General features: G+C 63.8%; 27 protein-coding genes. 7 read left to right on the top strand and 20 right to left on the bottom strand.

The features are described 5' to 3' along the window. Positions 1 to 85 precede the first annotated feature (85 nt). Positions 86 to 754, bottom strand: coding sequence for a flagellar assembly protein H (locus tag ACFC3J_RS05985; protein ID WP_375195290.1), 669 nt, complete (start codon positions 752 to 754; stop codon positions 86 to 88). 7 nt (positions 755 to 761) lie between these two features. Beyond that, complete coding sequence (gene fliG / locus ACFC3J_RS05980) at positions 762 to 1,799, bottom strand: flagellar motor switch protein FliG (protein ID WP_375195289.1); 1,038 nt, start codon at positions 1,797 to 1,799, stop codon at positions 762 to 764. 116 nt (positions 1,800 to 1,915) lie between these two features. On the opposite strand from fliG, the gene ACFC3J_RS05975 reads away from it, so the two are divergent. The 4 genes from ACFC3J_RS05975 (at position 1,916) to ACFC3J_RS05960 (ending at position 8,060) form a co-directional block, all read left to right on the top strand. Continuing rightward, the gene (locus tag ACFC3J_RS05975; RefSeq protein ID WP_375195288.1) at positions 1,916 to 4,618 is read left to right on the top strand and encodes a hypothetical protein; all 2,703 of its coding nucleotides are present in this window, start codon (positions 1,916 to 1,918) and stop codon (positions 4,616 to 4,618) included. 15 nt (positions 4,619 to 4,633) lie between these two features. After that, complete coding sequence (locus ACFC3J_RS05970) at positions 4,634 to 5,059, top strand: flagellar biosynthesis protein FlgB (protein WP_375195287.1); 426 nt, start codon at positions 4,634 to 4,636, stop codon at positions 5,057 to 5,059. Between the two features lie 393 nt (positions 5,060 to 5,452). After that, a complete protein-coding gene (locus ACFC3J_RS05965) occupies positions 5,453 to 6,652 on the top strand; it encodes an XRE family transcriptional regulator (RefSeq protein WP_375195286.1) in 1,200 nt (399 codons plus the stop codon). A 94-nt stretch (positions 6,653 to 6,746) separates the two neighbouring features. Further along, complete coding sequence (locus ACFC3J_RS05960; protein ID WP_375195285.1) at positions 6,747 to 8,060, top strand: putative bifunctional diguanylate cyclase/phosphodiesterase; 1,314 nt, start codon at positions 6,747 to 6,749, stop codon at positions 8,058 to 8,060. Positions 8,061 to 8,126: 66 nt separating this feature from the next. Here the strand turns inward: ACFC3J_RS05960 and ACFC3J_RS05955 are convergent, their stop codons facing one another. The 8 genes from ACFC3J_RS05955 to flgC all read right to left on the bottom strand — a co-directional run bounded on the left by ACFC3J_RS05955 (position 8,127) and on the right by flgC (position 12,958). Continuing rightward, the gene (locus ACFC3J_RS05955; RefSeq protein ID WP_375195284.1) at positions 8,127 to 8,549 is read right to left on the bottom strand and encodes a flagellar biosynthesis protein FlgN; all 423 of its coding nucleotides are present in this window, start codon (positions 8,547 to 8,549) and stop codon (positions 8,127 to 8,129) included. Further along, positions 8,539 to 8,823 carry a rod-binding protein gene (locus ACFC3J_RS05950; protein ID WP_375195283.1) on the bottom strand — a complete coding sequence of 95 codons (285 nt, stop codon included), beginning with the start codon at positions 8,821 to 8,823 and terminating at the stop codon, positions 8,539 to 8,541. Before ACFC3J_RS05950 ends, ACFC3J_RS05955 begins: the two co-directional genes overlap by 11 nt. A gap of 1 nt (position 8,824) precedes the next feature. Continuing rightward, positions 8,825 to 9,946, bottom strand: a complete 1,122-nt coding sequence (locus ACFC3J_RS05945; protein ID WP_375195282.1) for a flagellar basal body P-ring protein FlgI — start codon at positions 9,944 to 9,946, stop codon at positions 8,825 to 8,827. Positions 9,947 to 9,996: 50 nt separating this feature from the next. Beyond that, the gene (flhB, locus tag ACFC3J_RS05940; protein ID WP_375195281.1) at positions 9,997 to 11,064 is read right to left on the bottom strand and encodes a flagellar biosynthesis protein FlhB; all 1,068 of its coding nucleotides are present in this window, start codon (positions 11,062 to 11,064) and stop codon (positions 9,997 to 9,999) included. A 3-nt stretch (positions 11,065 to 11,067) separates the two neighbouring features. Then, positions 11,068 to 11,823, bottom strand: a complete 756-nt coding sequence (fliR, locus tag ACFC3J_RS05935; RefSeq protein WP_375195280.1) for a flagellar biosynthetic protein FliR — start codon at positions 11,821 to 11,823, stop codon at positions 11,068 to 11,070. 4 nt (positions 11,824 to 11,827) lie between these two features. Then, positions 11,828 to 12,091 carry a flagellar biosynthetic protein FliQ gene (locus tag ACFC3J_RS05930; RefSeq protein ID WP_375195279.1) on the bottom strand — a complete coding sequence of 88 codons (264 nt, stop codon included), beginning with the start codon at positions 12,089 to 12,091 and terminating at the stop codon, positions 11,828 to 11,830. 121 nt (positions 12,092 to 12,212) lie between these two features. Next, positions 12,213 to 12,539: a flagellar hook-basal body complex protein FliE gene (locus ACFC3J_RS05925; protein WP_375195278.1), complete on the bottom strand. Its 327-nt coding sequence runs from the start codon at positions 12,537 to 12,539 to the stop codon at positions 12,213 to 12,215. A gap of 11 nt (positions 12,540 to 12,550) precedes the next feature. Then, positions 12,551 to 12,958 carry a flagellar basal body rod protein FlgC gene (gene flgC / locus ACFC3J_RS05920; RefSeq protein WP_375195277.1) on the bottom strand — a complete coding sequence of 136 codons (408 nt, stop codon included), beginning with the start codon at positions 12,956 to 12,958 and terminating at the stop codon, positions 12,551 to 12,553. 114 nt (positions 12,959 to 13,072) lie between these two features. Here flgC and ACFC3J_RS05915 point away from each other — a divergent pair, with 114 nt between their 5' ends. Genes ACFC3J_RS05915 through fliP form a run of 3 tightly spaced genes read left to right on the top strand, consistent with a single transcriptional unit; the run spans position 13,073 to position 14,334 of the window. Then, positions 13,073 to 13,306, top strand: coding sequence for a FliM/FliN family flagellar motor switch protein (locus ACFC3J_RS05915; RefSeq protein WP_066863417.1), 234 nt, complete (start codon positions 13,073 to 13,075; stop codon positions 13,304 to 13,306). 7 nt (positions 13,307 to 13,313) lie between these two features. Continuing rightward, positions 13,314 to 13,598, top strand: coding sequence for a flagellar biosynthetic protein FliO (locus tag ACFC3J_RS05910; protein WP_375195276.1), 285 nt, complete (start codon positions 13,314 to 13,316; stop codon positions 13,596 to 13,598). After that, positions 13,591 to 14,334, top strand: coding sequence for a flagellar type III secretion system pore protein FliP (gene fliP, locus ACFC3J_RS05905; protein ID WP_375195275.1), 744 nt, complete (start codon positions 13,591 to 13,593; stop codon positions 14,332 to 14,334). The genes ACFC3J_RS05910 and fliP overlap by 8 nt, the downstream gene beginning before the upstream one ends. 56 nt (positions 14,335 to 14,390) lie before the next feature. Here fliP and ACFC3J_RS05900 read toward each other — a convergent pair whose 3' ends face one another. The 10 genes from ACFC3J_RS05900 to ACFC3J_RS05855 all read right to left on the bottom strand — a co-directional run. After that, on the bottom strand, positions 14,391 to 14,927 hold the full coding sequence (locus tag ACFC3J_RS05900) for a PilZ domain-containing protein (protein ID WP_375195274.1): 537 nt from the start codon (positions 14,925 to 14,927) through the stop codon (positions 14,391 to 14,393). 119 nt (positions 14,928 to 15,046) lie between these two features. After that, positions 15,047 to 15,472, bottom strand: coding sequence for a hypothetical protein (locus tag ACFC3J_RS05895; protein ID WP_375195273.1), 426 nt, complete (start codon positions 15,470 to 15,472; stop codon positions 15,047 to 15,049). A gap of 11 nt (positions 15,473 to 15,483) precedes the next feature. Continuing rightward, the gene (locus ACFC3J_RS05890; RefSeq protein ID WP_375195272.1) at positions 15,484 to 16,338 is read right to left on the bottom strand and encodes a flagellar motor protein MotB; all 855 of its coding nucleotides are present in this window, start codon (positions 16,336 to 16,338) and stop codon (positions 15,484 to 15,486) included. 11 nt (positions 16,339 to 16,349) lie between these two features. Next, complete coding sequence (locus ACFC3J_RS05885; protein WP_375195271.1) at positions 16,350 to 16,622, bottom strand: hypothetical protein; 273 nt, start codon at positions 16,620 to 16,622, stop codon at positions 16,350 to 16,352. A gap of 17 nt (positions 16,623 to 16,639) precedes the next feature. Then, positions 16,640 to 17,164 carry a chemotaxis protein CheD gene (locus ACFC3J_RS05880; protein WP_375195270.1) on the bottom strand — a complete coding sequence of 175 codons (525 nt, stop codon included), beginning with the start codon at positions 17,162 to 17,164 and terminating at the stop codon, positions 16,640 to 16,642. Positions 17,165 to 17,168: 4 nt separating this feature from the next. Further along, positions 17,169 to 17,558 (bottom strand): response regulator, encoded by a 390-nt coding sequence (locus ACFC3J_RS05875; protein WP_375195269.1) that lies wholly within the window; start codon positions 17,556 to 17,558, stop codon positions 17,169 to 17,171. 24 nt (positions 17,559 to 17,582) lie between these two features. Beyond that, entirely contained in the window at positions 17,583 to 18,602 is a 1,020-nt protein-coding gene (locus ACFC3J_RS05870) for a chemotaxis response regulator protein-glutamate methylesterase (protein WP_375195268.1), read from the bottom strand. Then, positions 18,599 to 19,450, bottom strand: coding sequence for a CheR family methyltransferase (locus ACFC3J_RS05865; protein ID WP_375195296.1), 852 nt, complete (start codon positions 19,448 to 19,450; stop codon positions 18,599 to 18,601). Before ACFC3J_RS05865 ends, ACFC3J_RS05870 begins: the two co-directional genes overlap by 4 nt. Before the next feature lie 11 nt (positions 19,451 to 19,461). Next, positions 19,462 to 19,953 (bottom strand): chemotaxis protein CheW, encoded by a 492-nt coding sequence (locus tag ACFC3J_RS05860; RefSeq protein ID WP_375195267.1) that lies wholly within the window; start codon positions 19,951 to 19,953, stop codon positions 19,462 to 19,464. Continuing rightward, the coding region (locus ACFC3J_RS05855) for a chemotaxis protein CheA (RefSeq protein WP_375195266.1) at positions 19,950 to 20,613 on the bottom strand (664 nt) is incomplete at its 5' end. The genes ACFC3J_RS05860 and ACFC3J_RS05855, both read right to left, overlap by 4 nt.

Raw genomic sequence — 20,613 nt, 5'->3', positions numbered from 1 at the left:
GTGAGAGAGTGGGCGGCCCCCCTGGCCGTCCCCCGATCATTATAGGAGGAGCGGCTAGGCAACTCTTGCCGGAAGCGGGAAAATTTTACGCGATCAGGCTACCCAATTCATGTTCCACGGCGGCGCGGCGCGCTGCGGCATCGACGATCAGGCCGCCGTCGGCCCAACCGATATGCGCGTCATTGGGCGCGATCGCCGCATCTGCAACGATGGTGATGGAAAGCGCCCGCCTTTCCCCGGCACGGCGCTCCGCGACCAGCCGCTCGATCTCCTCCAGACTGTCGGGATGGACGCGCACGAGCAGGGCCGTGCCCCGCGCCACCTGACGCAGCGCGCGGCCCAAAGCCTCATCGATCGCCCGGCCCGGCTCCTGTGCGATGGCGTGGCCAGCGAGCAGTTCCGCGGCGCAGAGCGCCACTTCAGCGGCGTCGTGCATGATGCGCTCGCTCTGCTGCGCCCATTGGCCGCCAAGCTCGTCCAGCGCCGCATGCAGCGCGTCGGTCGCGGACAGCATCGCCTCCGCCCGCTCGCCACGCGCCTGCGACAGTCCCTGCGCCACGCCTTCGGATCGTGCCTTGAGCAAGGCCACCTCCTGATCCTGACGCATCTGTTCGATCCGTTCCTGAAGCGCCGCGATCTGCGCGTGCAGTTCATCGACGGGCGGGGGCGGAGGCCCCTGCCCTTCCTCAGCCATGGGGCCGAAGCGGAACACCCGGTCGAAGCCGAAGGGCTTTATGGAAATGACAGCCTCCATCACCGGCTCAATAGATCATCGCATCGTCGCTCTTCGGGTCGACGAGCATGATTTCGCCCCGGTCGCCCAGCGACTTCGCCAGCCGCACCAGCGCTCCCTGCGCTTCCTCGCATTCGCGCGCCCGCACCGGCCCCATCGCAGCCATGTCGTCGCGCATCAGCTTGGCGGCGCGCTCGGTCATCGCCTTGAAGAACATCTGCTTCATCTCTTCCGGAGCGCCCTTCAGCGCCAGCGCGAGTTCGCGCTTGTTGCTGTTGCGCACGATCGTCTGAATCGCGCCCGGCAGCAGGTTGGCCAGATCCTCAAAGGTGAACATCAGCGCCCGGATCCGTTCAGCCGATTCCGGCGCTTTATCGTCCAGCGCATGCAGCATGGCTTCCTCGGTCGACCGGTCGAGCGCATTGAACAGCTCCGCCATCGTTTCATGCGGATCGCGGCGCTGGGCGCGGGACAGGTTGGTCATGAACTCGCTTTTCAGCGTCTGTTCGACCTGAAGGATCACATCCTTCTGGACCGTATCCATCTTCAGCATCCGCATAACGACGTCGGTAGCCAACTCCCGGGGCAGCTCCGCCAGAACCCGCGCCGCGTGATCGGACCGCAGCTTGTGCAGGATCACCGCGACGGTCTGCGGATATTCATTCTTGAGATAGCCCGCCAGCACCGCTTCGCTCACGTTGGAGAGCTTGTCCCACATCGTACGGCCGGAGGGACCGCGGATATCCTCCATGATTTCCTTGACCCGTTCGGAAGGCAAAATGCCCTCCAGCAGCCGCTCGGTCGTCTCGAAGGAGCCATGGAGCGAGGCCATGCTCGACACTTCGCCGGAAAACTGCACCAGCAGATGTTCGACCACGACGGAAGGCACCCGGCCCAGTTGCGCGATCGCGGAGGAAAGTTCCTTGATCTCCTCCACCGACAGCTGCTCCCATATCGGCCCGCCATGGTCGCGCCCCAGCGCCAGCATCAGCGCAGCGGCGCGCTGGAGACCTGAATATTTCTTGAGTTCCGGCGGCTCGCCGATCTGCGTGGTCATCATGTTCATCTGCGCACCAGCCCCCAATTTGGCCTGAAAATATTGCCCCTGCGGCGAACCGGATAAGGGCTGCACTCCTCTATCTTATAGGAGAGTGCCGGCAGCTTCCGGCCATGGAGGATCGCTTGACGATAAATTTATCCAACGGCCTTGTCGGCCTGTCCCTGCTGAGCGGAACGAACAGCGCCTCAACCTATTATGCGACGGCGATGGACAGTCCGGCGGTGATCGAGGCGAAAAAAGCCTTCACCATGCCGGAGACCACGCCGCCCTGGCAGGAAGAGCCGAGCGACGCGCCGATCAGTTCCCAGATCGCGGCGATCAAGCGGCTGAAGACGATCATCGACACCAACAGCGATAATGGTCTTGAGGATCTGCCCGACATCCAGACCGCCTTCACCACCTATAAGGCGCTCGACGCGCTGCGCATCCTGGCGGAAAGCGCGGCGAAGCCCACCACATCTTCGACGGAACGGGCCTCCTTGCAAAAGGTGTTTGCCCAGGGGCTTTCCGATCTCCAGACCTATTTGGGGCAGGCGGAAACGGATCTGCTGACACTGAATTACGGGCTGGTCACGCGCCGGTCGGAAAGCATTGGAATCCAGCCGGTCAGCAGTTCAGGCAAGACGGCGGCGGAGGGCGTCAGCAAGACCCGCGACGCCGCGCTGGCGGGCTTGGCCGGCAATGAGGTGTTCAGCATCGCCCTGACTCGCGGAACCTTCTCGGAAACGGTTACGGTCGATCTATCGGGAACGCCGCAGCCCCCAACCCTGGACAGCGTTGCCGAAGCGCTGAACGCAGCCATCGGCGCCACGCCCGCGCTCGACGGCGGCGGCAATCCCATATTGGACGCGCAGGGCAACCCGACCAGCCAGTGGAAGTCGCGCTTCACCGTCGAAAAGACCGGCGGCACATGGGGGCTGGTCTTCACAGCCGCGGGGATCGAAAAGGCCTCCATCGATCAGGTCAATTCCACCGATGCGCTGATGATCGCCAGCGGCCGCACCGCAACGGGCGCTGCGACCTCCGCCCAGATCTTCCGCGTCGACGATCCGGCAAGTGCCCTCGACACGCAGCGGCTCAGCACCGTCAACGCCATCGACAGCAAGGCGACAGCGCAGGCGGTTGCCGCCGCCAAGGCCAATGCCGACGCAAATGACGAGGAAACTGCCGATCCCGTCGTCTATGCCGGCACCACCGCCCGCGCCATCGCTACCGATGCGCAGGGCTTCAGCTATGTCGTCGGCACCACGGCGGGCGACCTTGGCACCTCTCTTTCGGACGGGGCCGACGACCTGTTTCTGACCAAGGTGGACAGCGAGGGGAAGGTCGTCTGGCAGCGCAGCCTGGGCGCGGCAGGCACGGGAGAGGGTGCTGCCGTCACCATCGCCGCCAACGGCGATATCGTCGTCGCGGGCACGGTCAGCGGCGCCTTCAACGGCAGCGACGACAGCCAGACCGATATGCTGGTGGCGCGCTTCACCGCAAACGGGACGCAGACATTCGCCACCGCCATCCGACAGGTCGGCAATGAAAGCGCGACCGCGGTGGCGGTGGGCGATGACGGCAGCCTTTATGTTGCCGGCCGCGCCTCCACCGGGGGCGGCGACGCGGTAATCGTGCGCCTCGACGCGGCGGGCAGGATTCAGGAAAAGCGCACCCTCGACAGTGGCGGATCGGACTCGATCACCGCGCTCGCCATCGACGGATCGGGCGAACTGCTGGCGCTCTCCAAACAGGGCGCCAATGCCACGCTGATGCGGATGGATGCGCAGGCGCTCTCGACCGATTTGGGCTCGGTCAGCCTGGGCGCCGTCGATGCGCGGGCCATCGCCGTCTCCGACGGCGGCGAGATCGCAGTGGCGGGCGCCGCCAGCGTAGCAGTAAACGGCGACCAGGCCAATGCAATGAGCGGCGGGCGCGATGCCTTCGTGACCCGCATCTCCGCCGATTTTTCGACCGTCGGCACCAGCTACATCGGCACCGCCAATGACGAGCAGGCGGACAGCGTCGCCTGGATGAACGGCGCGCTTTATGTCGGCGGGCGCACCAACGGCGCGCTCGAAGGCGCCAAAAGCGGCAAGGTGGACGGCTTCGTCGCCCGGATCGACGCAACCACCGGCGCAGTGCAGGATGTCGACCAGTGGGGCCTCGTCACCCACACGGTCGAGCCGGTGAAGATCAGCGCCGTCAGCGGCGGCGCCACGGCGCTGGGCGCACTGGGCCTCGGCCGGGGGACGCTCAACCAGAGCGTTTCCGCCACCATTTCGTCCCAGACCACGCTCAAGGAAGGCGACAGTTTCAGCCTGCGGGTCGACGGCGGCGCGGCCCGCACCATCACCATCGGCAAGGACGAGACGCTGGCCACGCTGGCGCAGAAGATCCAGCGGATCACCGGCATCAACGGCACCGCGACCAGCGCCAAGGTGGACGGCGAACAGCATTTGCGCATCGATGCCAAGACCGGGCACAGCATTGAGCTTATCGCCGGACCGGAAGGAAGCGATGCACTGGCGAAGCTGGGCATGGCGCCGGTTCGCCTGACCGCCGCGGCGCCCAAGCCCGCCGATGCGCCCAAAGTGACGCCTGGCGGCATCTACAGCCTCAACCTCAACGACCTGCTCAGCCTGACCGATGCGAAAACCGCCAGCGCGGCACTCTCCCGGATCAACGCCGCCCTGTCGATGACGCAGAGCGCCTATCGTTCGCTCTACTGGGACTCGGCCAAACAGGCGCAGGTGGACGGCACCCTGACCGGCGGCGGCTCCGCCTATCAGCAGGCCCGACTTGCTCAATATCAGGCGGCCCTCTCCCGTCTCAGCGCTTAAAGGATAAGGTTCGTCATGACATTTACGCCTCCACTTCTCGCCGGCATCGGCCAATCGATGAAGCATCTTTCCGAACGGCAGCGAGTGATCGCGCAGAATATCGCCAATGGCGAAACTCCCGGCTTCAAGGCTCAGACGGTCGAGGCGCCGGACTTCTCCTCCCTCGTACAAGTCTATGGGGGCAGCAGCGGCAAGCCGCGTGTGGGCCGTCCGCAGGTTCATCTGTCGGGCGGCATGGCGGCGCTCGGTGCCCGGATGCCGCGGGGCGGAAGTGGCGTGGTGGCGGAAACCGACATCAGCGAGACCAAGCCCGACGGCAACAACATCACGCTGGAAGACCAACTGCTCAAAATGGGCGAGGTTCAGTCGGACTTCGCTGCGATGACCAATCTTTACCGCAAGCAGATCGGTCTGCTGAAGACAGCCATAGGGCGCAACTGATCACAGCCTTTTCATTGGTCGTGAAGGGGCCGCCCTCGCCATGCGCGGGTGCGGCCTCTTTTTTTCCTGTGCGTACGTTCACCCTCCGGAAACGCACTTATGATAGGAGGACCACAGCAACAGGCACAGAATGTTCCGATGTGACGGGAAAGTTTGTGAATTTTTTTGAAATTTGCCGGAAACATACGGTGGCTAGGCGCGTTTCGCGTTCCGCCGACGCGTTCCATCAGCCGGGCTAATGATTGCGCTAACAATTTGTGTTTCCGAAAGATGAATAGATCCCGAATAAATGTGCCGGTCGCAAATTATTGACCGTGGCCGAATGCCGTGAGATGATGATGATAAAGGGAGGGCAAGGCTATTCCTGAAAATGTTCCAGGTTCAGAGGGCAGGATGACTCAAAAAATCGGCCGATCGCGTTCGAAGAAGATCACGCCAAAGGCCACATTGCAACCCCTTCCCGGCATCGACATGTTCCGCACCTTCCTGTTTCCGAATAACATTCGCAAATATAGGAAAAAAAGAAATATCGGTTCACTGTTGCAATTGGCGCAGCTCATTCCCTCGATAACCTATATTCGCCTGTCAAAGATCGAACGCGGAGAGGTCTTCGCCCGAGCGGAAGAAATCAGGGCGATCGCCGCAGCGCTGGACGTCGATGCGGCGCGACTGCTGGTAGACATCGGCGATCCCGCTTTCGACATGGCGGACTGGGCGGCGGATTTTCAGGCGGCCGGCAGTCCCGATCCGCTGGCGGACAGTTTGGCCGCCTTGGTGGCCGCTGCCGTTCGTGCGCGCCGCGCCGCTGACGCCAAGCTGACCATCGCGGCGCTGGAGATGGATTATGGCATCGCCCCGGTGATCCTTTCCCGCATCGAAAATGCCTATAAGCCCATTGACCGCTGGAGTCCGGAAATTCGCGAGGCCCTGTTCCGTCTGTTGGGCGTCAGCGATGCCGACGCCATGGAACGGCAGTTGGTGGACGCCTATTCCCGCGGAGAGCTGGATGCGACGCTGCCGCTGGTGGCCAATCCCGAGACGCGGATTGCCAAGACCCGCGCCAAGGTGCAGGCATTGCGCGAGGAACTAGCGAACATTGCTTCGCCGACCCAGCCGCGCGCCCGGCGCAAGGCGGCGCAGCCTGCGCTTTCCAAGGTCATGCTATCCGACGAGGCCCCCGTGCCGGCTTTGGATGTGCTGGATGCGATTTACGCGTCGGAAACAGCGACAATCAGGCTGGTGCCGGTATTCGGCGCGCCGTTGCCGGATGGATTGATCGCCCGCACGCCGACTGGCGAACAGGTCGAAGCGCCGCGCAACGCCGGGCCGCGCTCCTATGGCCTGCGCATCGGCCGGCCCACACTTGGATCGGGGCTGCCGGGCCGGTCGATCCTGGTCGTCGATCCGGACCGCTTTCCCTCCGCCGGTGGGCTGGCGGTGATCCGGGAGGAAGAAGGGCTGAGGCTATTGTCCGTCACTTTCGACCGGCAGGGCCGGATGCTGGGCTATAGCGAACATCCCGATCGGGAAATCGCGATCGACGATTTGGCCCCGGAAAACCTGGCGACCGTTCTGTCGGCGCAGTTCGAATAGAGCGACTCTTGGTTGGGGCTTGGTCAATACCGACCCCAACCAGCTTCGATCATCCAAAACCCTCTATAATAGGAGGAAAGGTGATCGATCATCCATGTCCATTTCCCGCAAGCTCCGTTCCGTTCTTCGGCGCAGGCCACCCGTTTCCGCCCTTCCGGGGCTGACTGGCCTATCCCTGCGTCAGCGGCTGCAACGGGCGGTCGCCGAAATCCTTGCTGTCATGGAGCCGGACGAGCGGCTGGCGCTGCTGTTGATCGACCTGGACCGGTTCAAGCTGGTCAACGATCTCTGCGGCCCGGCCAAGGGCGACGCGGTGCTCGACATGGTGCGACAGCGGCTTGGAGGGCTGAAGCACGCCCGCACGCTGCATCTGGCTGGCGATGAATTTGCCTGCCTGTTGCCCTTTTCCGATGCGGATGAAACCGCCGTCGCCTTCGCGCAGCAGGTGCAGAGCGTCATTGGCGAACCGATTCACATGGAACAGCATGTCATCTATCTGACCTGCTCCATCGGGCTGGTGATAGATGACGGCGGCAGCCGCACCGCGGACCAGCTGCTTCACGCGGCGTCCATCGCTCTGTCCCATGCGCAGCAGGCAGGCGGCGACACTTTCCGTCATTTTGCACCTGAGATGTTCATCGATCTTGGCAAGCGCGCGGAGCTGGAAAACGACCTCCGATCCAGTATCATGCGCGGCGAAATTCAGCCCTGGTATCAACCGATCGTCCAGCTCGACAGCGGTCGCCCGAAGGGGTTTGAGGCGCTGATCCGCTGGCATCATCCGCGGCAGGGGGTGGTCGGTCCCGACCGGTTCCTGCCCATTGCGGAAGAAATGGGAATGGACCGCGATCTTCTGTTCCTGCTGATGCGTCAGGTCTGCCGAGACGCGCGCAACTGGCCCCCGCATTTCACCGTATCGATCAACATGTCGCCCGCTCAATTATGCGATCCCGACAATGCGGTGACGCTGCTCCAGATATTGTTCGCTTCGGGACTGACGCCGGGGCGGCTGATCGTCGAGATCACCGAAAACGCTCTGATCCACAATCTGGCGAGCGCACAGGAAACGATCCGGTCGCTGCGCAATACCGGAATCAGCGTGGCGCTGGACGATTTCGGCACGGGTTATGCCAGTCTCAGCCGACTCTGCAATCTGGAGATTGACCAGATGAAGATCGACCGCACGCTGATCCAGTCGCTCGATCGGGAAGCGGGGCGCAAGCTCGTGAAGGCCGTAGTCGATCTCGGCCGCAGCCTGTCCATGCCGGTCACCGCCGAAGGGATCGAGACGGACGCGCAGGCGCAGTTCCTGCGCGGGCTGGATTGCGCCTTTGGACAGGGTTACCTGTTCGGGCGACCTGCGCCTGCCGATACAGCGCGCAAGGTTGCGTTCGGCTTCTCCCAATAACAGGACGCGGTTGCCGCCGCGCCCTGTCATTCTTCCGTCGGGTTCACCGAATGGCTGCAGCAGCCTTCAATATTCCGTATTGAACGAAATCGGCGTCGCGAGCTCCATCTTCGCCAGATCGCCGCGCGCGCCGTAGGTATAGGCGCGATTGCCCGAAAGACGCCGCGCTTCATTGGCGATGGCGGTCATCATTTCCATCGACAGCTCGATCTGGCGCTCCAATATTGCCGCATTGGCGGCAGAGGCCTCACGCAGATCGGCGAGGCAGCCGGCCAGCCGCTCGCGCGCCTCATCATCCATCTGGTCGGTCCATTCGGGCTGGTGGCGGTTGCGCCGCGCCAGCATCTCCTCCAGCCGGCCCACCAGCCGCGCCTTCGCCGCCGCCAGCTGGGCGAGATCGAGCGCCCGCTCCTGCCCGCGCAGGCGCTGCGTCTCCTCATGCATCAGCGCCGTCAGGGAAGTCATGATGTCGATCATTTCACTGGGCATCTTTTCCTCCTTGCATGCGGATGATCTGCGCTTCGACCGCCGAGGCCAAACCCAGGCCTCGCCCCTGCGCAATCTGGTTGCCGATCTGTTCGGCCATGATGCCGCGAAACATGGATTCGCCGGAGCCGCCGGTGAAATCGCCGTCCATTTCGGCAGATTCCATCATGATCTTTGCGACCTGCCCGGCAAAAACACCTTCGAACTGGCGCGCGACAGTGGCCGGGCTGGTGCCGGGTCGGGAAAGGACCGACATCGTCGATACAGCGTCGGCCATCCTACTGCACCGCAATCTCTGCTTGCAGCGCGCCCGCGCTGCGCAAGGCCTGAAGGATGGTAATCAGGTCGCGCGGACTGACGCCCAGCGCGTTGAGCCCCGATACCAGCGACTTCAGCGAAGCCCCCCCGCCGATCATTGCGAGCGAAGCGCCGCCGCCGTCATCCGCCGTAATTTCCGTGCGCGGCAGAGTGACCGTTTCGCCACCGGACAGCGGCCCCGGCTGCGAAGCGACCGGATTTTCGCTGACGCTGATGGTCAGCCCGCCCTGCGCGATTGCGACCGGACTGATGCGGACATCTGCGCCCATGACGACCGTGCCGGCGGCTTCGTTGATGACGATGCGGGCGGGCTGGTCGACCTCCACGGTCATATTCTCGACGCGGGTGACAAGCTCGACCACCGATCCGGTGAAGCCTCCTGCGGCGTGGATTTCGACCGTCGCCGGATCCAGCACCTCTGCGGTGCCTGGAAGCTGGCGGTTGATGGTGCCAGCGATCCGGTCCGCCGTGGTGAAGTCCGGGTTCTTCAGAGCCAGTTTGAGGCTGGTCGCGGATTTGAGCGCGAAGGGCACCTCCCGCTCGATGATCCCGCCGCCTGCGATTCGCGCCGTGGTGGTGACGCCCCGGCTGAGCCGCGCCGCGGCGCCCTGCGCCTTGAAGCCCGACACCGCCACGGGACCCTGCGCCACGGCATAAATCTCGCCGTCAAGAGCGCGCAGCGAGGACACGAGTAGCGTTCCTCCCTGAAGGCTGGTGGCGTCCCCCAGCGCCGACACCTGCACGTCGATGGTCGATCCGGCGCGGGCAAAGGGCGGCATGGTCGCCGTCACGGATACGGCAGCGACATTCTGCGTCAGCATCTGCGTGCCGCGAATATTGACGCCCATGCGCTCCAGCATCGCCTGCAATGTCTCCTCGGTGAACGGGATGTTGCGGATGCGGTCCCCCGTACCTTGCAGGCCGACCACCAGGCCATAGCCGACCAGCTGGTTGGGCCGCACATTCTGGACATCAACGATGTCCTTGATGCGCGGCGTGGGTCCGGCCAGCGCAGTGACCGGCGCCAACGCCGCCATGACAGCGGCAAGGGTCAGGATCGGCGATCTCGTGAGAGTCTTCATCTTAGTCCTTATAGGATGATGGAGCGGAGGAACGGCATCGGACTGGCAAATCACTTCCCCTGTTTGGCCAATCGCATGACGTAACCGATGATCTCGGCCACGGCGGCATAATGTTCGATCGGAATGGGCCGATCGATCTCGACCGCCGCATAGAGGGCGCGGGCCAGCGGCGGGGCTTCCACGATAGGAACATCCGCTCCTTTAGCCACTTCGCGGATACGCAGCGCCACGGCATCGACACCCTTCGCCACCACAATCGGGGCAGCCATGGCGCCATGGTCATATTTGAGCGCCACGGCATAATGGGTCGGGTTGGTGATGATGACGCTGGCTTCGGGCACGGCAGCCATCATCCGGCGGCGGGCACGCTGCATCTGGATCTGGCGAATTTTCGCCTTGATCTTGGGATCGCCCTCGCTGTCCTTATGTTCGTCCTTCAATTCCTGAAGCGTCATGCGCATCTTCTTCAGAAAAGCGCGATTCTGGTAGATGAAGTCGGCGATCGCCAGCAACGCCACCAGAAGGGTGACGGCACGGATAGCCTCGAACGCCATGCGGCCTGCCGCAAGACCTACCGCGCCGGGGGTATAGCCGACCAACTGGTCGAGACCGCCAAAACGGGGACGCAGCACCAGAAAGACCACCGTGGCGATAGCGCTGAACTTGGCAAGCGTTTTGGCGAACTCCACCAAGGCGCGTGTTCCGAGCAAGCGCTTGAAACCCGCCATGGGATTGAGCTTCGACCATTTGGGCGAAATCCGCGACCAGTTCATCGTCACCCGCCCTTGCAGCAACAGCGTGCCCAGCGCGCAGGCGAACATGACGCCCATGACCGGCGCAAGACTGAGCGCGACATGACTCATTACCCCGCCCGTCAGGTCGCGTGCGCCATGGCTGTCGAGGCGGAAATCGTCGGCGCTTCCCCAAAGCCGGGTGAGCAATGCCCCCAGTCCGGACAGGGCCGACCATCCGACCCAGCCGATCACGACGGTCGCGCCGATCATCATCGTCGCGTGGCGCATTTCCGGCGACAGAGCGACGTCGCCCTTCTTGCGGGCGTCCTCCAGACGTTTCTGGGTGGGCGCGTGGGTGCGTTGGTCCTGATCGGCCTCGGCCATGATTCAGAAGCTCCAGCCGCTTGCCATGAAATCGGTCATGGCGGCGGCAAAGCCGGTCAGCATGGTGCCCGCGACCATCGCCAGCAGCGAGAGGCCAAGCAGCAGGTTGAGCGGCTGGGTAATGAAGAAGACCTGGATCGCGGGCGCCACGCGAGCGGCAAGGCCAAGACCAAGGTTGAAGATCGCGCCATAAAGGATCAACGGCGCGGCCAGGCTGACGCCAAGCCCAGTCGCCTGCCCCAGCACGCGCACCGCGAGCGTGGCGAAATCGTGGCCTGGCGGCAGACCGCCAACCGGGAACAGGGCATAGCTGTTCACGATGGAGGCGATCCAGAGATGGTGGACCCCCACGCTCATGCACACGATCAGCGCAGAAAGGCCGATGAGCCGGGCGAGCAGCGGCGACTGGCCGCCCAGCGAAGGGTCGACCACCAGCGCTGAAGCGAGGCCGATCTGCATGGAGGCGATGGAACCCGCCATCGACGCAGCGCTGAACAGCATCTTTACGATCATGCCCATGGCAATGCCGACCAGCATTTCCGCGATGACGATCATCGGCAAGGCCGCCTCCGCATGGGCGGCGGGCGCGATTTTCGGGCCGAGCAGGCCGTAGAGGCCGATCGAGAAGCCCAGCGCCGCCACCAGCCGGATTTGTGTAGGCACGGACTCTTCGGAAAAGGCCGGGAGCAGCATCAGCACCGCCCCCACCCGCGCAAAAAGGATGAGGAAGGTCGCTGCGTCGATGGGAAGCTGATCCATGCCGCTATCCGTGAACGATGGCGTCAGCGATACGGTCCATGAAGACCGAAAGGGCCTGGCCGATCATCGGCAGGCTCAAAAGCAGGACAAGACCCAGCACCACCAGCTTGGGCACGAAGGTCAGCGTCATTTCCTGCACCTGCGTCAAAGCCTGGAGCAGGCCGATGGCGACGCCGACGATCAGCGCCGCTATCAGCATGGGACCGGCAATGGTCAGCACCAGCATCAGCGCGGCGCGGGCGATTTCGATGGCGTCCGTGGAGGCCATGATATGTTCCTTTGAGCGGGTTGAAGCAAAAGCGCAGCACCCCTGCGAAGTCAGAAGCCCAGTCGTGCCGACTGGACCGGGCTTCTGGCGTGGCAGGACCATGCAGGGGCGTCGGCAGGCGCTAAATCTGCATGCGCATGATTTCGGAATAAGCGCTCACCACCCGGTCCCGCACTGCGACGACAGTATCCAGCGCCGTTTCAGCGGCCCCGATCGCGGTGACGACATCGATCATGTCGCCCTTCCCCGCCACCTGCCTGGCGCTTTCCGCCTCGGCGATGCGCAGCGAGCCAGCGGCGTCGCTGACCATGGTTTCGATCATCGACCCGAAACTGTTGCTGCCGCCATTGGCCCGTTCGGTCGCGACGGGACTATCGCCGCCGCCAGCCCCAAGGTTTTTTAGCGAGCGACCATATGCGGCGACCGCGTCCAAGGCTCCGATTGCCATAAATTCTCCTTTTACTTCAGCAGATCGATCGTCCGCATGGTCATGCCGCGCGCGGATTCGATGGCGTTGAGGTTGGCCTCATAGGATCGTTGCGCCGCCTTCATGTCGGCGGTTTCGATGAGGCTGTTGACGTTGGGGCGCTGAACATAACCGCTGGCGTCGGCGGCTGGATTGCCCGGTTCATAGACACGCTGAAACTGGCTTTTGTCGCCTTCAATCGATTTCACGGCAACCTTTGTGGCACCGGTGACGCGGTCCACTTCGCTCGTGAAGGTGGCGACGCGCCGCCTGTAGGGGTCGCCCCCCGGCTTGGTCGCAACGGAATCCGAGTTCGCCAGGTTTTCGGCGATCACCCGCATCCGCAAAGACTGGGCTCGCAGGCCCGAGGCCGACACGCCGATGGATGAATCCAGGTCCATTTTCATAAGCTCCTGACTGCGTGAGGCAGACAGTCCTCTTATAGGCAATTTTTGCCGGGCGCCGGACCTGATCCTATAAATTTATTCCTATAACGAACCTGAAAGGAGACCCCTATGTCGGTCCTTGAAGGCATTCCTATCGATCTGTCGATCGTGCTTGGTTCCACCGATCTGCCCATCCGGCAGGTGCTGAAGATGAGCCGTGGTGCGATGATCCCGCTCGATTGCGATCATAATGATCCAACCCGCGTCTATGTTAATAATGAGCTTGTAGCCGAGGGCAAGATCTTGGTCGACGGCGAGCATATGTCGCTGGAAATCACCCGCGTCATTCAGCGAAAAAGTTGATCAGACCATGGATATTCTGTCGCTGCTGCGCATGATCGGCGCGCTGGGGGCGGTGTTGGGGCTGCTCGCGGGCGGGCTTTGGATCGTGCGCCGCTATGAAATCCGTCTGCCGCAAAAATTCCTCTCTGGTTTCGTGAGCCAGGGCGCGCCGCGCCGCATGGAACTGGTCGAGCGACTGGCGCTCGATCCGCGCCGATCGGTGGCGTTGATCCGCAAGGATGGGCGAGAACATATGCTGCTGATCGCGCCAGAGGGGCTGCTGGTGCTGGAGGGAAATCGAGATCATGCGTAAGCGTCTGCTGATCGGCGGCACCATCGCCGCGACCACATTGATGCTGGTCCTGCCGCAGACGGCGCTGGCCAAGGACCTGTTGCCCGGCAACGGCGACGGATCTCTTTCCGGCCGCGCCATACAGATGGTGCTGATGCTGACGGTGCTCAGCCTCGCGCCCGGCATCCTCATGACCATCACGTCTTTCACCCGCATCGTCGTGGCGCTCTCTCTGCTGCGTTCAGGATTGGGCGTGCAGGGCGTTCCGCCCAACCCCGTGGTGATCAGCCTGGCGCTATTCCTATCCTTCTTCGTGATGGGGCCGACCTTCGACGCCGCGTGGAAGCAGGCAATGGTTCCCTATAATGAAGGACGGATCACGGAAACCCAGGCGCTGGACGCGGCCTCCAAACCCTTCCATAAGTTTATGCTGAAACATGTGCGTGACGAGGATATCGGCCTGTTCGTGCAGCTTTCCGGCAAACCTGCCCCGAATCGCGCCCAACTGCCGATGACGACGCTGATGCCTGCCTTCATGATCTCCGAACTGCGCCGCGCTTTCGAGATCGGCTTCCTGCTGCTGCTGCCGTTCCTTGTCATCGACCTTGCCGTCGCCGCGGTGCTTATGGCCATGGGCATGATGATGCTGCCGCCCGCGACCATATCGCTGCCGATGAAAATCATCTTCTTCGTACTGGTCGACGGCTGGGCATTGATTGCGGGATCACTGGTCAAGAGTTTCGGGGTGCCGGGGTAGCGGGACTCAATCCGTAGCGCGTATCGCCCGGCGGTCAGCCAACCGCCGGGCGCTCTTCATGACTGGCAATGCTTCTCCGCCAGCCACATCCCCAACTCGTCAAAAGCCAGCGGCTCGACGAAGGACAGGCCAATGGCACCGTCGCTTGCCCAGCGCACCCCTCCCTTTCGTTCCGGCAGCCCGGGAATCGCCAGCGTCAGCAATTGATCCGGTTCGGGCAGAAAATCCGTTTCCAATCGCGCGCCGCCCTGCGACACGTTGACCAGGCGCCCTGGATGGCGGCGGCCGTCCGCACGCAGTTCCACCGGGCAGTCCACCACGAAGCGGGGCGCCCGCACCATCCCCTGCTCCGCCGTGCGCACCGTGGCCCTGGCCAGCAGCATGTCGACCTCGACCGGCTCGTCGAAGGCGATGCCCATGCGCCGCTCATGCGTCCAGCGCACCCGGCCCGACAGCCGGTCGCCCGCCTTCAGCTCGATCTGCACGGCATCATCATCGACCAGCGGCATATGCACTTCGGCCATCAGGCCGCCGTTCGACAGATTGCGGATGCGGCAAAGCGTCTCCCCATGTCGGCTTAGCAGCTTACCCATCAACAAAATGGTCGTAACACGTGCCTCACGCGGCGGGAATTGCGACATGGGCGCCTCACCGCCTTCAGGTTCGTTTACGGACTTGTCGGGCTGAGGCACCGCACTCTCCTTTCCAACGCCTAAACCGGTGAAGCCTGCGTGACGACCGCCCGGTGCACCAGACCGTCACCATAAATTTCCCGCGCCGCATCGATGACGACTTTGCGGAACGGGTCAAGCGCAGGAATCAGCCCGTCCTGGCCGCTGGCCAGCGGCGTGCGGTAGGTCCGCATATTCACCGCATTCAGCAGCAACGGCAACTTCGCCTTCACGCTTTCTCCCTCACCCGCGGGCACTTCCAACTGCACTTCAAACGACACATAGCCCGAAAGGCGTCCGTCAGGAAAGGTGAGGGGCGCCATGATTGCGCCAGTTTGGACAAATTCTGTCCTTTTTACAGGCATATGTCCAGATGGCGGATGAACAAGGGCAACGACATAGGCGCTCGCCCCGCCCACACCCACGCCCAGGGTCAGCGCCAGCATGGCGCCCAGCAGCTTTTTCATGGGATCTCCGATCAGAATTTGAAGCTGGCGTCGCGGGGCAGAGCTGAAGGCGCGGCCAGCACGACGATCGTGATGCGGCGATTTTCCGGCAGGTCGGGGCGGTCGGGATAAACCGGCTCGGTCCCTGCCTTCGCCACCACTTCGCCGAAGCGATCCGGCGTCAGTCCCGCCGCCGCCATCGCAGATCGGGCAGCCAGGGCGCGCTGGGCGGAGAGCAGCCAGTTGGCGTCGCTCTGCCCCCCGCTGCTGTCGGTATGCCCCTCGATCGCGACCTGGGCCTTGGTGCCCGCCAGCTTGCGCGCCACTCGGCCCAGCAGATCGCGGGCGAAATCATTGAGCTGGGCAGTGCTGCCCTTGAACATGGATCGCTGGGCGCTGTCCACCAGATGGATGCGCAGGCCGTCGCGGCCTTGCTCGACATCGACATGAGGCTTGGCGTCGACGGGCGTGATCGGCGGCTCGATCGACAGACGCATCTCCTCGGCCAGCACGCGCAGCGCCGCTTCGGGAACCTCGGCCGTGCCGCCGCGGGCCGCGCCCTTGACCCCAGCTTCGGCGGAGGACTGGCCTACCGGATCGCGATCCGCCGCCTGCGCATGGCGGGCATGGCCGCCCAGCCCCGGCTGACTGCCAGGCGCGCTGGTCATGGTCGTCGCCGGGCTGTCCTTCGCCGAGACCGGCGAGAAATAATCCGCCAGCCCTTTCAGTTGCGCCTTATCCGGGTTGGCGAGCAGCCAGAGCAGCATGAAGAAGGCCATCATTGCCGTCACGAAGTCGGCATAAGCTACCTTCCATGCACCGCCATGATGGGCTGCATGCTTGGCCTTCCTGACCTTCCGGATGATAATGGTGGGTTCGTCGGCCATGACCTATCTCCCTAGCCCATCGCCGCCAGCAGCCGCTGCTGCACCGCCGCCAGCCGCACACCGCCGATCGCCTCTTTCGGCTGCGCGCCATTGGCCACCCGGTCGAGCAGGGTCGCGCTTTCGTCGACATGCTGGACGATCAGGTCGAAGGCCTGAAGCTGGTCCAGATAGTCCAGCACGAACCGTTCGTCCGCTACCAGCACGCCGGCCAGTTCCTCCACCAGCCGCCGCGTTTCGCGCAATTCCTGCGCTACCGCCGCGCACAGCGCCGCTTCGCTTGCCATATAGTCCCCCGATAGTCTCAAAAAAGCTCGACATCGCCAGCGTCAGCCAGCACCGGCTTGCGCGGACGCGGCGGCAGCGCCGGCGCCTCAGCCACCAGGGTCGATCGCACCCGGCCCTCATAAGGCATATATTCGACCTTTCGCGCCTGCACGCCACCCAGCTCGCAACGGCCGATGGCGATCCCTTCCGTCTCCATGAAGGTGCGGGCGAAGGCCGCGTTGCTGCTGCCGATCCCGCCCAGCCCGGCGACGATATTGGCGCCGCCATAAAGGTGCCCGCGCAGCCGCGAGCGCACTGCCCCGCGCTGCATCATCGCGTTGATGAGAAGTTCCATCGCATGCACGCCATAGCGCTGCATATCCGCTGGGCCGACCATTTGGTCGGCTCCCGGTTCGCCCAGCAGGAAATGGTTCATGCCGCCCACCCGCGCCACCGGATCCTGCAAGCAGGCCGCGACGCAGGAGCCAAGCAGGGTCGCAATGATTACGCCCGGCTCCGATGCGACATGAAATTCGCCCTGGACGATGGACATACGGGGCATAAAGTCAGGCCAACTCGCCGAAGACGCGTTCGATCTTTTCCTTGAGCGCGGCGGGGGCGAAGGGCTTCACCACATAATTGTTGACGCCCAATGCCGCCGCCTTCTGCACCACTTCCTTATCGGCGGAGCCGGTAAGCATGATGAACACCGTCTTGCCGATCACCGGATCGGCGCGCACCGCCTCCAGAAACTGAAGGCCGTCCATGTCGGGCATATTATAATCCGAGATGATCAGATGCACGCGGTCGGCCTTGATCGCCGCCAGCGCCTCGACCGGCCCCGACTTGTCACGAATGTCCTTGAACCCCAGATCCTGAAGCGTGCGGCGGATCATCGCGCGCATGCTCGTCTGATCGTCGACCACCATTACCTTGATTGCGGACGCTGCCGGCATGACCCATTCCCCAAATTGATATTTTCAAAGCCGGCACAAGCCGAGGATCGCCTCGGGCATGGCCGACAAACTGACTTCCTTTTCGACCCCGCCAAGCTCGAAGGCGGCGCGGGGCATTCCGTAGACGACGCAGCTCTCCCGGCTTTGACCGAGCGTGCGGGCGCCCATGTCGCGCATGGCCTTCAGGCCTTTGGCGCCGTCGCTGCCCATGCCGGTCAGGATCACGCCCACGGCGCGCGATCCCAGAGGCGCGACCGATTGGAACAGCATGTCCACCGATGGGCGATGGCCCGTCACCGGATCGCCGGTAGCCAGGCGGATTCGCCCGCTGCTGCCGCCGACCAGTTCCATGTGCCGCTCGCCACCCGGCGCGATATAGACGGTGCCCCGCTGAAGGGTCATGCCATGCTCCGCCTCCAACACCTTGACCCGGCTTTCGCGGTCCATGCGGACGGCAAAACCGTTGGTGAAGGCGGCGGGCATATGCTGCACCACCAGCACGGGCGGGCAATCGGGCGGCAGCGCGCCGACCAGCGAGAACAAGGCCTCGACCCCGCCGGTGGACGCGCCGATGGCGATCACCACGTCGCGCATCCTGGCCCCCTGCGCGATCTGGGCAGGCGGCGCGGGTGCGCGGCGGACGGAGGATCGGGCGGCGCCCTTCACCAACTTGCGCAGCAGCGCGCCATTCTGCGCCATTTCCTGCGCATTGCCGGAAGGCTTGGCGATGCAGTCGACCGCGCCCAGGCGCAGCGCCTCAATCGTCGCCTCCGCCCCTCTTGCGGTGAGGGTCGAGCACATGATGACCGGCATCGGCCGCAGCCGCATGATCTTTTCGAGAAAGGACAGGCCGTCCATCCCCGGCATTTCGATGTCCAGCGTCACCACATCGGGATTCAGCGTCTTGATCATCTCCCGCGCCGCATGGGGTTCGGGCGCGGTGCCCACCACTTCGATCAGAGGATCGCTGGACAGCAATTTCGTCAGCATGGCGCGCATCGACGGGCTGTCGTCGACGATCAGGACGCGGGTGGTCTCGCTCATCGCGCGCCTCCCTTCTTGACGTAGATGGTCTGTCCGGCCGGTTCCATCTGGGCGGCGGCGGGACCGATCAGCCGTTCGGAGTGACCGATATAAAGGGTGCCGCCGGGTGCGAGCATCTCGACGAAACGCGCCTCCAGCTCCGCCTTCGCCGGATCGTCGAAATAGATCATGACGTTGCGGCAGAAGATCGCGTCATAGCGTTGCCGCATCGGCCAGGGTTCGAACAGGTTCAGCACCCGCGCCGTCACCAGCGACCGCAGCGTGTCCGTCACGACATGGCTGTCCGTCCCCTCCTGCCGCAGCCACTGGCGGCGATAGGCGGCAGGAATGGGCTGGACTGTGGACGAAGAATAGCGCGCCTGATGGACCGCCTCGACCACATGGGGCGCGATGTCGGTCGCCAGCAGGCGCACATCGCCCTGTTTCAGCCAATTGGCGCTGGTCCCGCTTTCCCCGGCGAGCGTCATGGCGATGGAATAGACTTCTTCGCCGCTGGAGCAGCCCGCCGACCAGATGCGCACCTTCTCCCCTGCCCTGGCCCGCGCCTGCAATCGGGGCAGCAACGTTTCGCGCAGATGGCCGAAATGATGGTTCTCGCGGAAGAAATGGGTGTGGTTGGTGGTCAGCGCCACTACCATCGCATCGCGTTCCTTGGCATCGTCGCGCACCAGCGCCAGATAGTCGGCAAAGCGCGTCAGCCCATGTTCGCGCAGGCGGCGGCTGAGGCGTGAATGCACCAGCGTCGCCTTCGCCTCCACCAGATGGATGCGCGCTTCCTTCTGCATGATCGCGGCGATCTCGCGGAACTGGACGGGACCAAGATCGGCCTGCCCGGTCCAGTCGCCCATGGCAGGCTGGTTCACGCCGCAAGGTCCATCAGATGTCGGGTGAGGCTGAGCGCATCGAGATCGAGCAGCAGAACCATGGTTTCGGTCTGACCGGCATCCGACGCCCGGCGCTCGATGCGGACGAGGCCTGCAATGGCGCTTTCTTCGCTCACCTCCACATCGGGCGCGGGCTGGATGTCGGCGCTGTCGATGGCGACGATGTCGGCCACTTCATCGACCAGAAAGCCCGCCTGCCGCTGGCCGATGGCGACCACCAGAATGCAGGAGCGCGAGTGCAGCACGCTCGGCTCCCAACCCAGCCGCTCGGCCAGCCCAACCACCGGCACCACCGCGCCGCGCAAATTGGTGACGCCCTTCACATAAGCCGGAACGCTGGGCAAAGGGGTGGGATCTTCCCATTCGCGAATTTCGATCAGCGCGCGCATGTCGATGCCGAACATCTGCTTGCCGAGGGTGAAGGTCACGATCTTGCGCGTTTCACCTTCGCTTTGTGTCTTGCTCATGCAGCCATTCCTTTCAGGGCAAATTTGAAGCCGGCCGGAACGACCAGCGCATCGATGTCGAGGATGAGCGCGATGGAGCCGTCCCCCAGCACGGTCGCGCCACCGAGTCCCCGGATCGGGTGGAGATTGTCCTCCAGGCTCTTGATGACGACTTCCCGCCGGTTATCGATGGTGTCGACCATCAGCCCGACCGGCCCCGCGGCCTCGCTCTCGACGATGATGACGAGCGAGTCTTCCGCCGGGCGTTCTCCCGGCAGGCCGAACAGCTCATTCACCCGGCGCACCGGCAGATATTGGCCGCGCAACTCGATCACTTCGGATGTCGGCGAGGTCTGGCGGACCTGTCCCGGCGCGGGCTGCACCGTTTCGATCACGTTGGCGAGCGGCAGAACGAAGCGCTGCCGACCCAGCCGTACGATCATGCCGTCCAAAATGGCCAGCGTCAGCGGCAGCGCCATGGAGAAGGTCGTCCCCTGCCCCGGCATCGAATTGATCTCCAATCGTCCGCCAAGCGCCTCTACATTGGATCGCACCACATCCATGCCGACGCCCCGGCCGGAAATGTTGGAAATGCTTTCCGCCGTCGAGAAACCGGGCGCGCAGATCAGCCCGTCAATCTCCTCGTCGGACAGTTGCGCATCGGCAGCGATAATGCCGCGC

Origin of the sequence: Sphingobium sp., assembly GCF_041987595.1 — a bacterium.
In the GTDB taxonomy this organism is placed as follows: domain Bacteria; phylum Pseudomonadota; class Alphaproteobacteria; order Sphingomonadales; family Sphingomonadaceae; genus Sphingobium.
This window is presented reverse-complemented; position numbering and strand designations above follow the sequence as displayed.

What these genes read in the sequence shown, in the direction of transcription:
- ACFC3J_RS05985 (WP_375195290.1), bottom strand. Translation starts at nt 754, where the DNA reads ATGGAGGCTGTCATTTCCATAAAGCCCTTCGGCTTCGACCGGGTGTTC.
- fliG (WP_375195289.1), bottom strand. Translation starts at nt 1,799, where the DNA reads ATGAACATGATGACCACGCAGATCGGCGAGCCGCCGGAACTCAAGAAA.
- ACFC3J_RS05970 (WP_375195287.1), top strand. Translation starts at nt 4,634, where the DNA reads ATGACATTTACGCCTCCACTTCTCGCCGGCATCGGCCAATCGATGAAG.
- ACFC3J_RS05965 (WP_375195286.1), top strand. Translation starts at nt 5,453, where the DNA reads ATGACTCAAAAAATCGGCCGATCGCGTTCGAAGAAGATCACGCCAAAG.
- ACFC3J_RS05960 (WP_375195285.1), top strand. Translation starts at nt 6,747, where the DNA reads ATGTCCATTTCCCGCAAGCTCCGTTCCGTTCTTCGGCGCAGGCCACCC.
- ACFC3J_RS05955 (WP_375195284.1), bottom strand. Translation starts at nt 8,549, where the DNA reads ATGCCCAGTGAAATGATCGACATCATGACTTCCCTGACGGCGCTGATG.
- ACFC3J_RS05950 (WP_375195283.1), bottom strand. Translation starts at nt 8,823, where the DNA reads ATGGCCGACGCTGTATCGACGATGTCGGTCCTTTCCCGACCCGGCACC.
- ACFC3J_RS05945 (WP_375195282.1), bottom strand. Translation starts at nt 9,946, where the DNA reads ATGAAGACTCTCACGAGATCGCCGATCCTGACCCTTGCCGCTGTCATG.
- flhB (WP_375195281.1), bottom strand. Translation starts at nt 11,064, where the DNA reads ATGGCCGAGGCCGATCAGGACCAACGCACCCACGCGCCCACCCAGAAA.
- fliR (WP_375195280.1), bottom strand. Translation starts at nt 11,823, where the DNA reads ATGGATCAGCTTCCCATCGACGCAGCGACCTTCCTCATCCTTTTTGCG.
- ACFC3J_RS05930 (WP_375195279.1), bottom strand. Translation starts at nt 12,091, where the DNA reads ATGGCCTCCACGGACGCCATCGAAATCGCCCGCGCCGCGCTGATGCTG.
- ACFC3J_RS05925 (WP_375195278.1), bottom strand. Translation starts at nt 12,539, where the DNA reads ATGGCAATCGGAGCCTTGGACGCGGTCGCCGCATATGGTCGCTCGCTA.
- flgC (WP_375195277.1), bottom strand. Translation starts at nt 12,958, where the DNA reads ATGGACCTGGATTCATCCATCGGCGTGTCGGCCTCGGGCCTGCGAGCC.
- ACFC3J_RS05915 (WP_066863417.1), top strand. Translation starts at nt 13,073, where the DNA reads ATGTCGGTCCTTGAAGGCATTCCTATCGATCTGTCGATCGTGCTTGGT.
- ACFC3J_RS05910 (WP_375195276.1), top strand. Translation starts at nt 13,314, where the DNA reads ATGGATATTCTGTCGCTGCTGCGCATGATCGGCGCGCTGGGGGCGGTG.
- fliP (WP_375195275.1), top strand. Translation starts at nt 13,591, where the DNA reads ATGCGTAAGCGTCTGCTGATCGGCGGCACCATCGCCGCGACCACATTG.
- ACFC3J_RS05900 (WP_375195274.1), bottom strand. Translation starts at nt 14,927, where the DNA reads ATGGGTAAGCTGCTAAGCCGACATGGGGAGACGCTTTGCCGCATCCGC.
- ACFC3J_RS05895 (WP_375195273.1), bottom strand. Translation starts at nt 15,472, where the DNA reads ATGAAAAAGCTGCTGGGCGCCATGCTGGCGCTGACCCTGGGCGTGGGT.
- ACFC3J_RS05890 (WP_375195272.1), bottom strand. Translation starts at nt 16,338, where the DNA reads ATGGCCGACGAACCCACCATTATCATCCGGAAGGTCAGGAAGGCCAAG.
- ACFC3J_RS05885 (WP_375195271.1), bottom strand. Translation starts at nt 16,622, where the DNA reads ATGGCAAGCGAAGCGGCGCTGTGCGCGGCGGTAGCGCAGGAATTGCGC.
- ACFC3J_RS05880 (WP_375195270.1), bottom strand. Translation starts at nt 17,164, where the DNA reads ATGCCCCGTATGTCCATCGTCCAGGGCGAATTTCATGTCGCATCGGAG.
- ACFC3J_RS05875 (WP_375195269.1), bottom strand. Translation starts at nt 17,558, where the DNA reads ATGCCGGCAGCGTCCGCAATCAAGGTAATGGTGGTCGACGATCAGACG.
- ACFC3J_RS05870 (WP_375195268.1), bottom strand. Translation starts at nt 18,602, where the DNA reads ATGAGCGAGACCACCCGCGTCCTGATCGTCGACGACAGCCCGTCGATG.
- ACFC3J_RS05865 (WP_375195296.1), bottom strand. Translation starts at nt 19,450, where the DNA reads ATGGGCGACTGGACCGGGCAGGCCGATCTTGGTCCCGTCCAGTTCCGC.
- ACFC3J_RS05860 (WP_375195267.1), bottom strand. Translation starts at nt 19,953, where the DNA reads ATGAGCAAGACACAAAGCGAAGGTGAAACGCGCAAGATCGTGACCTTC.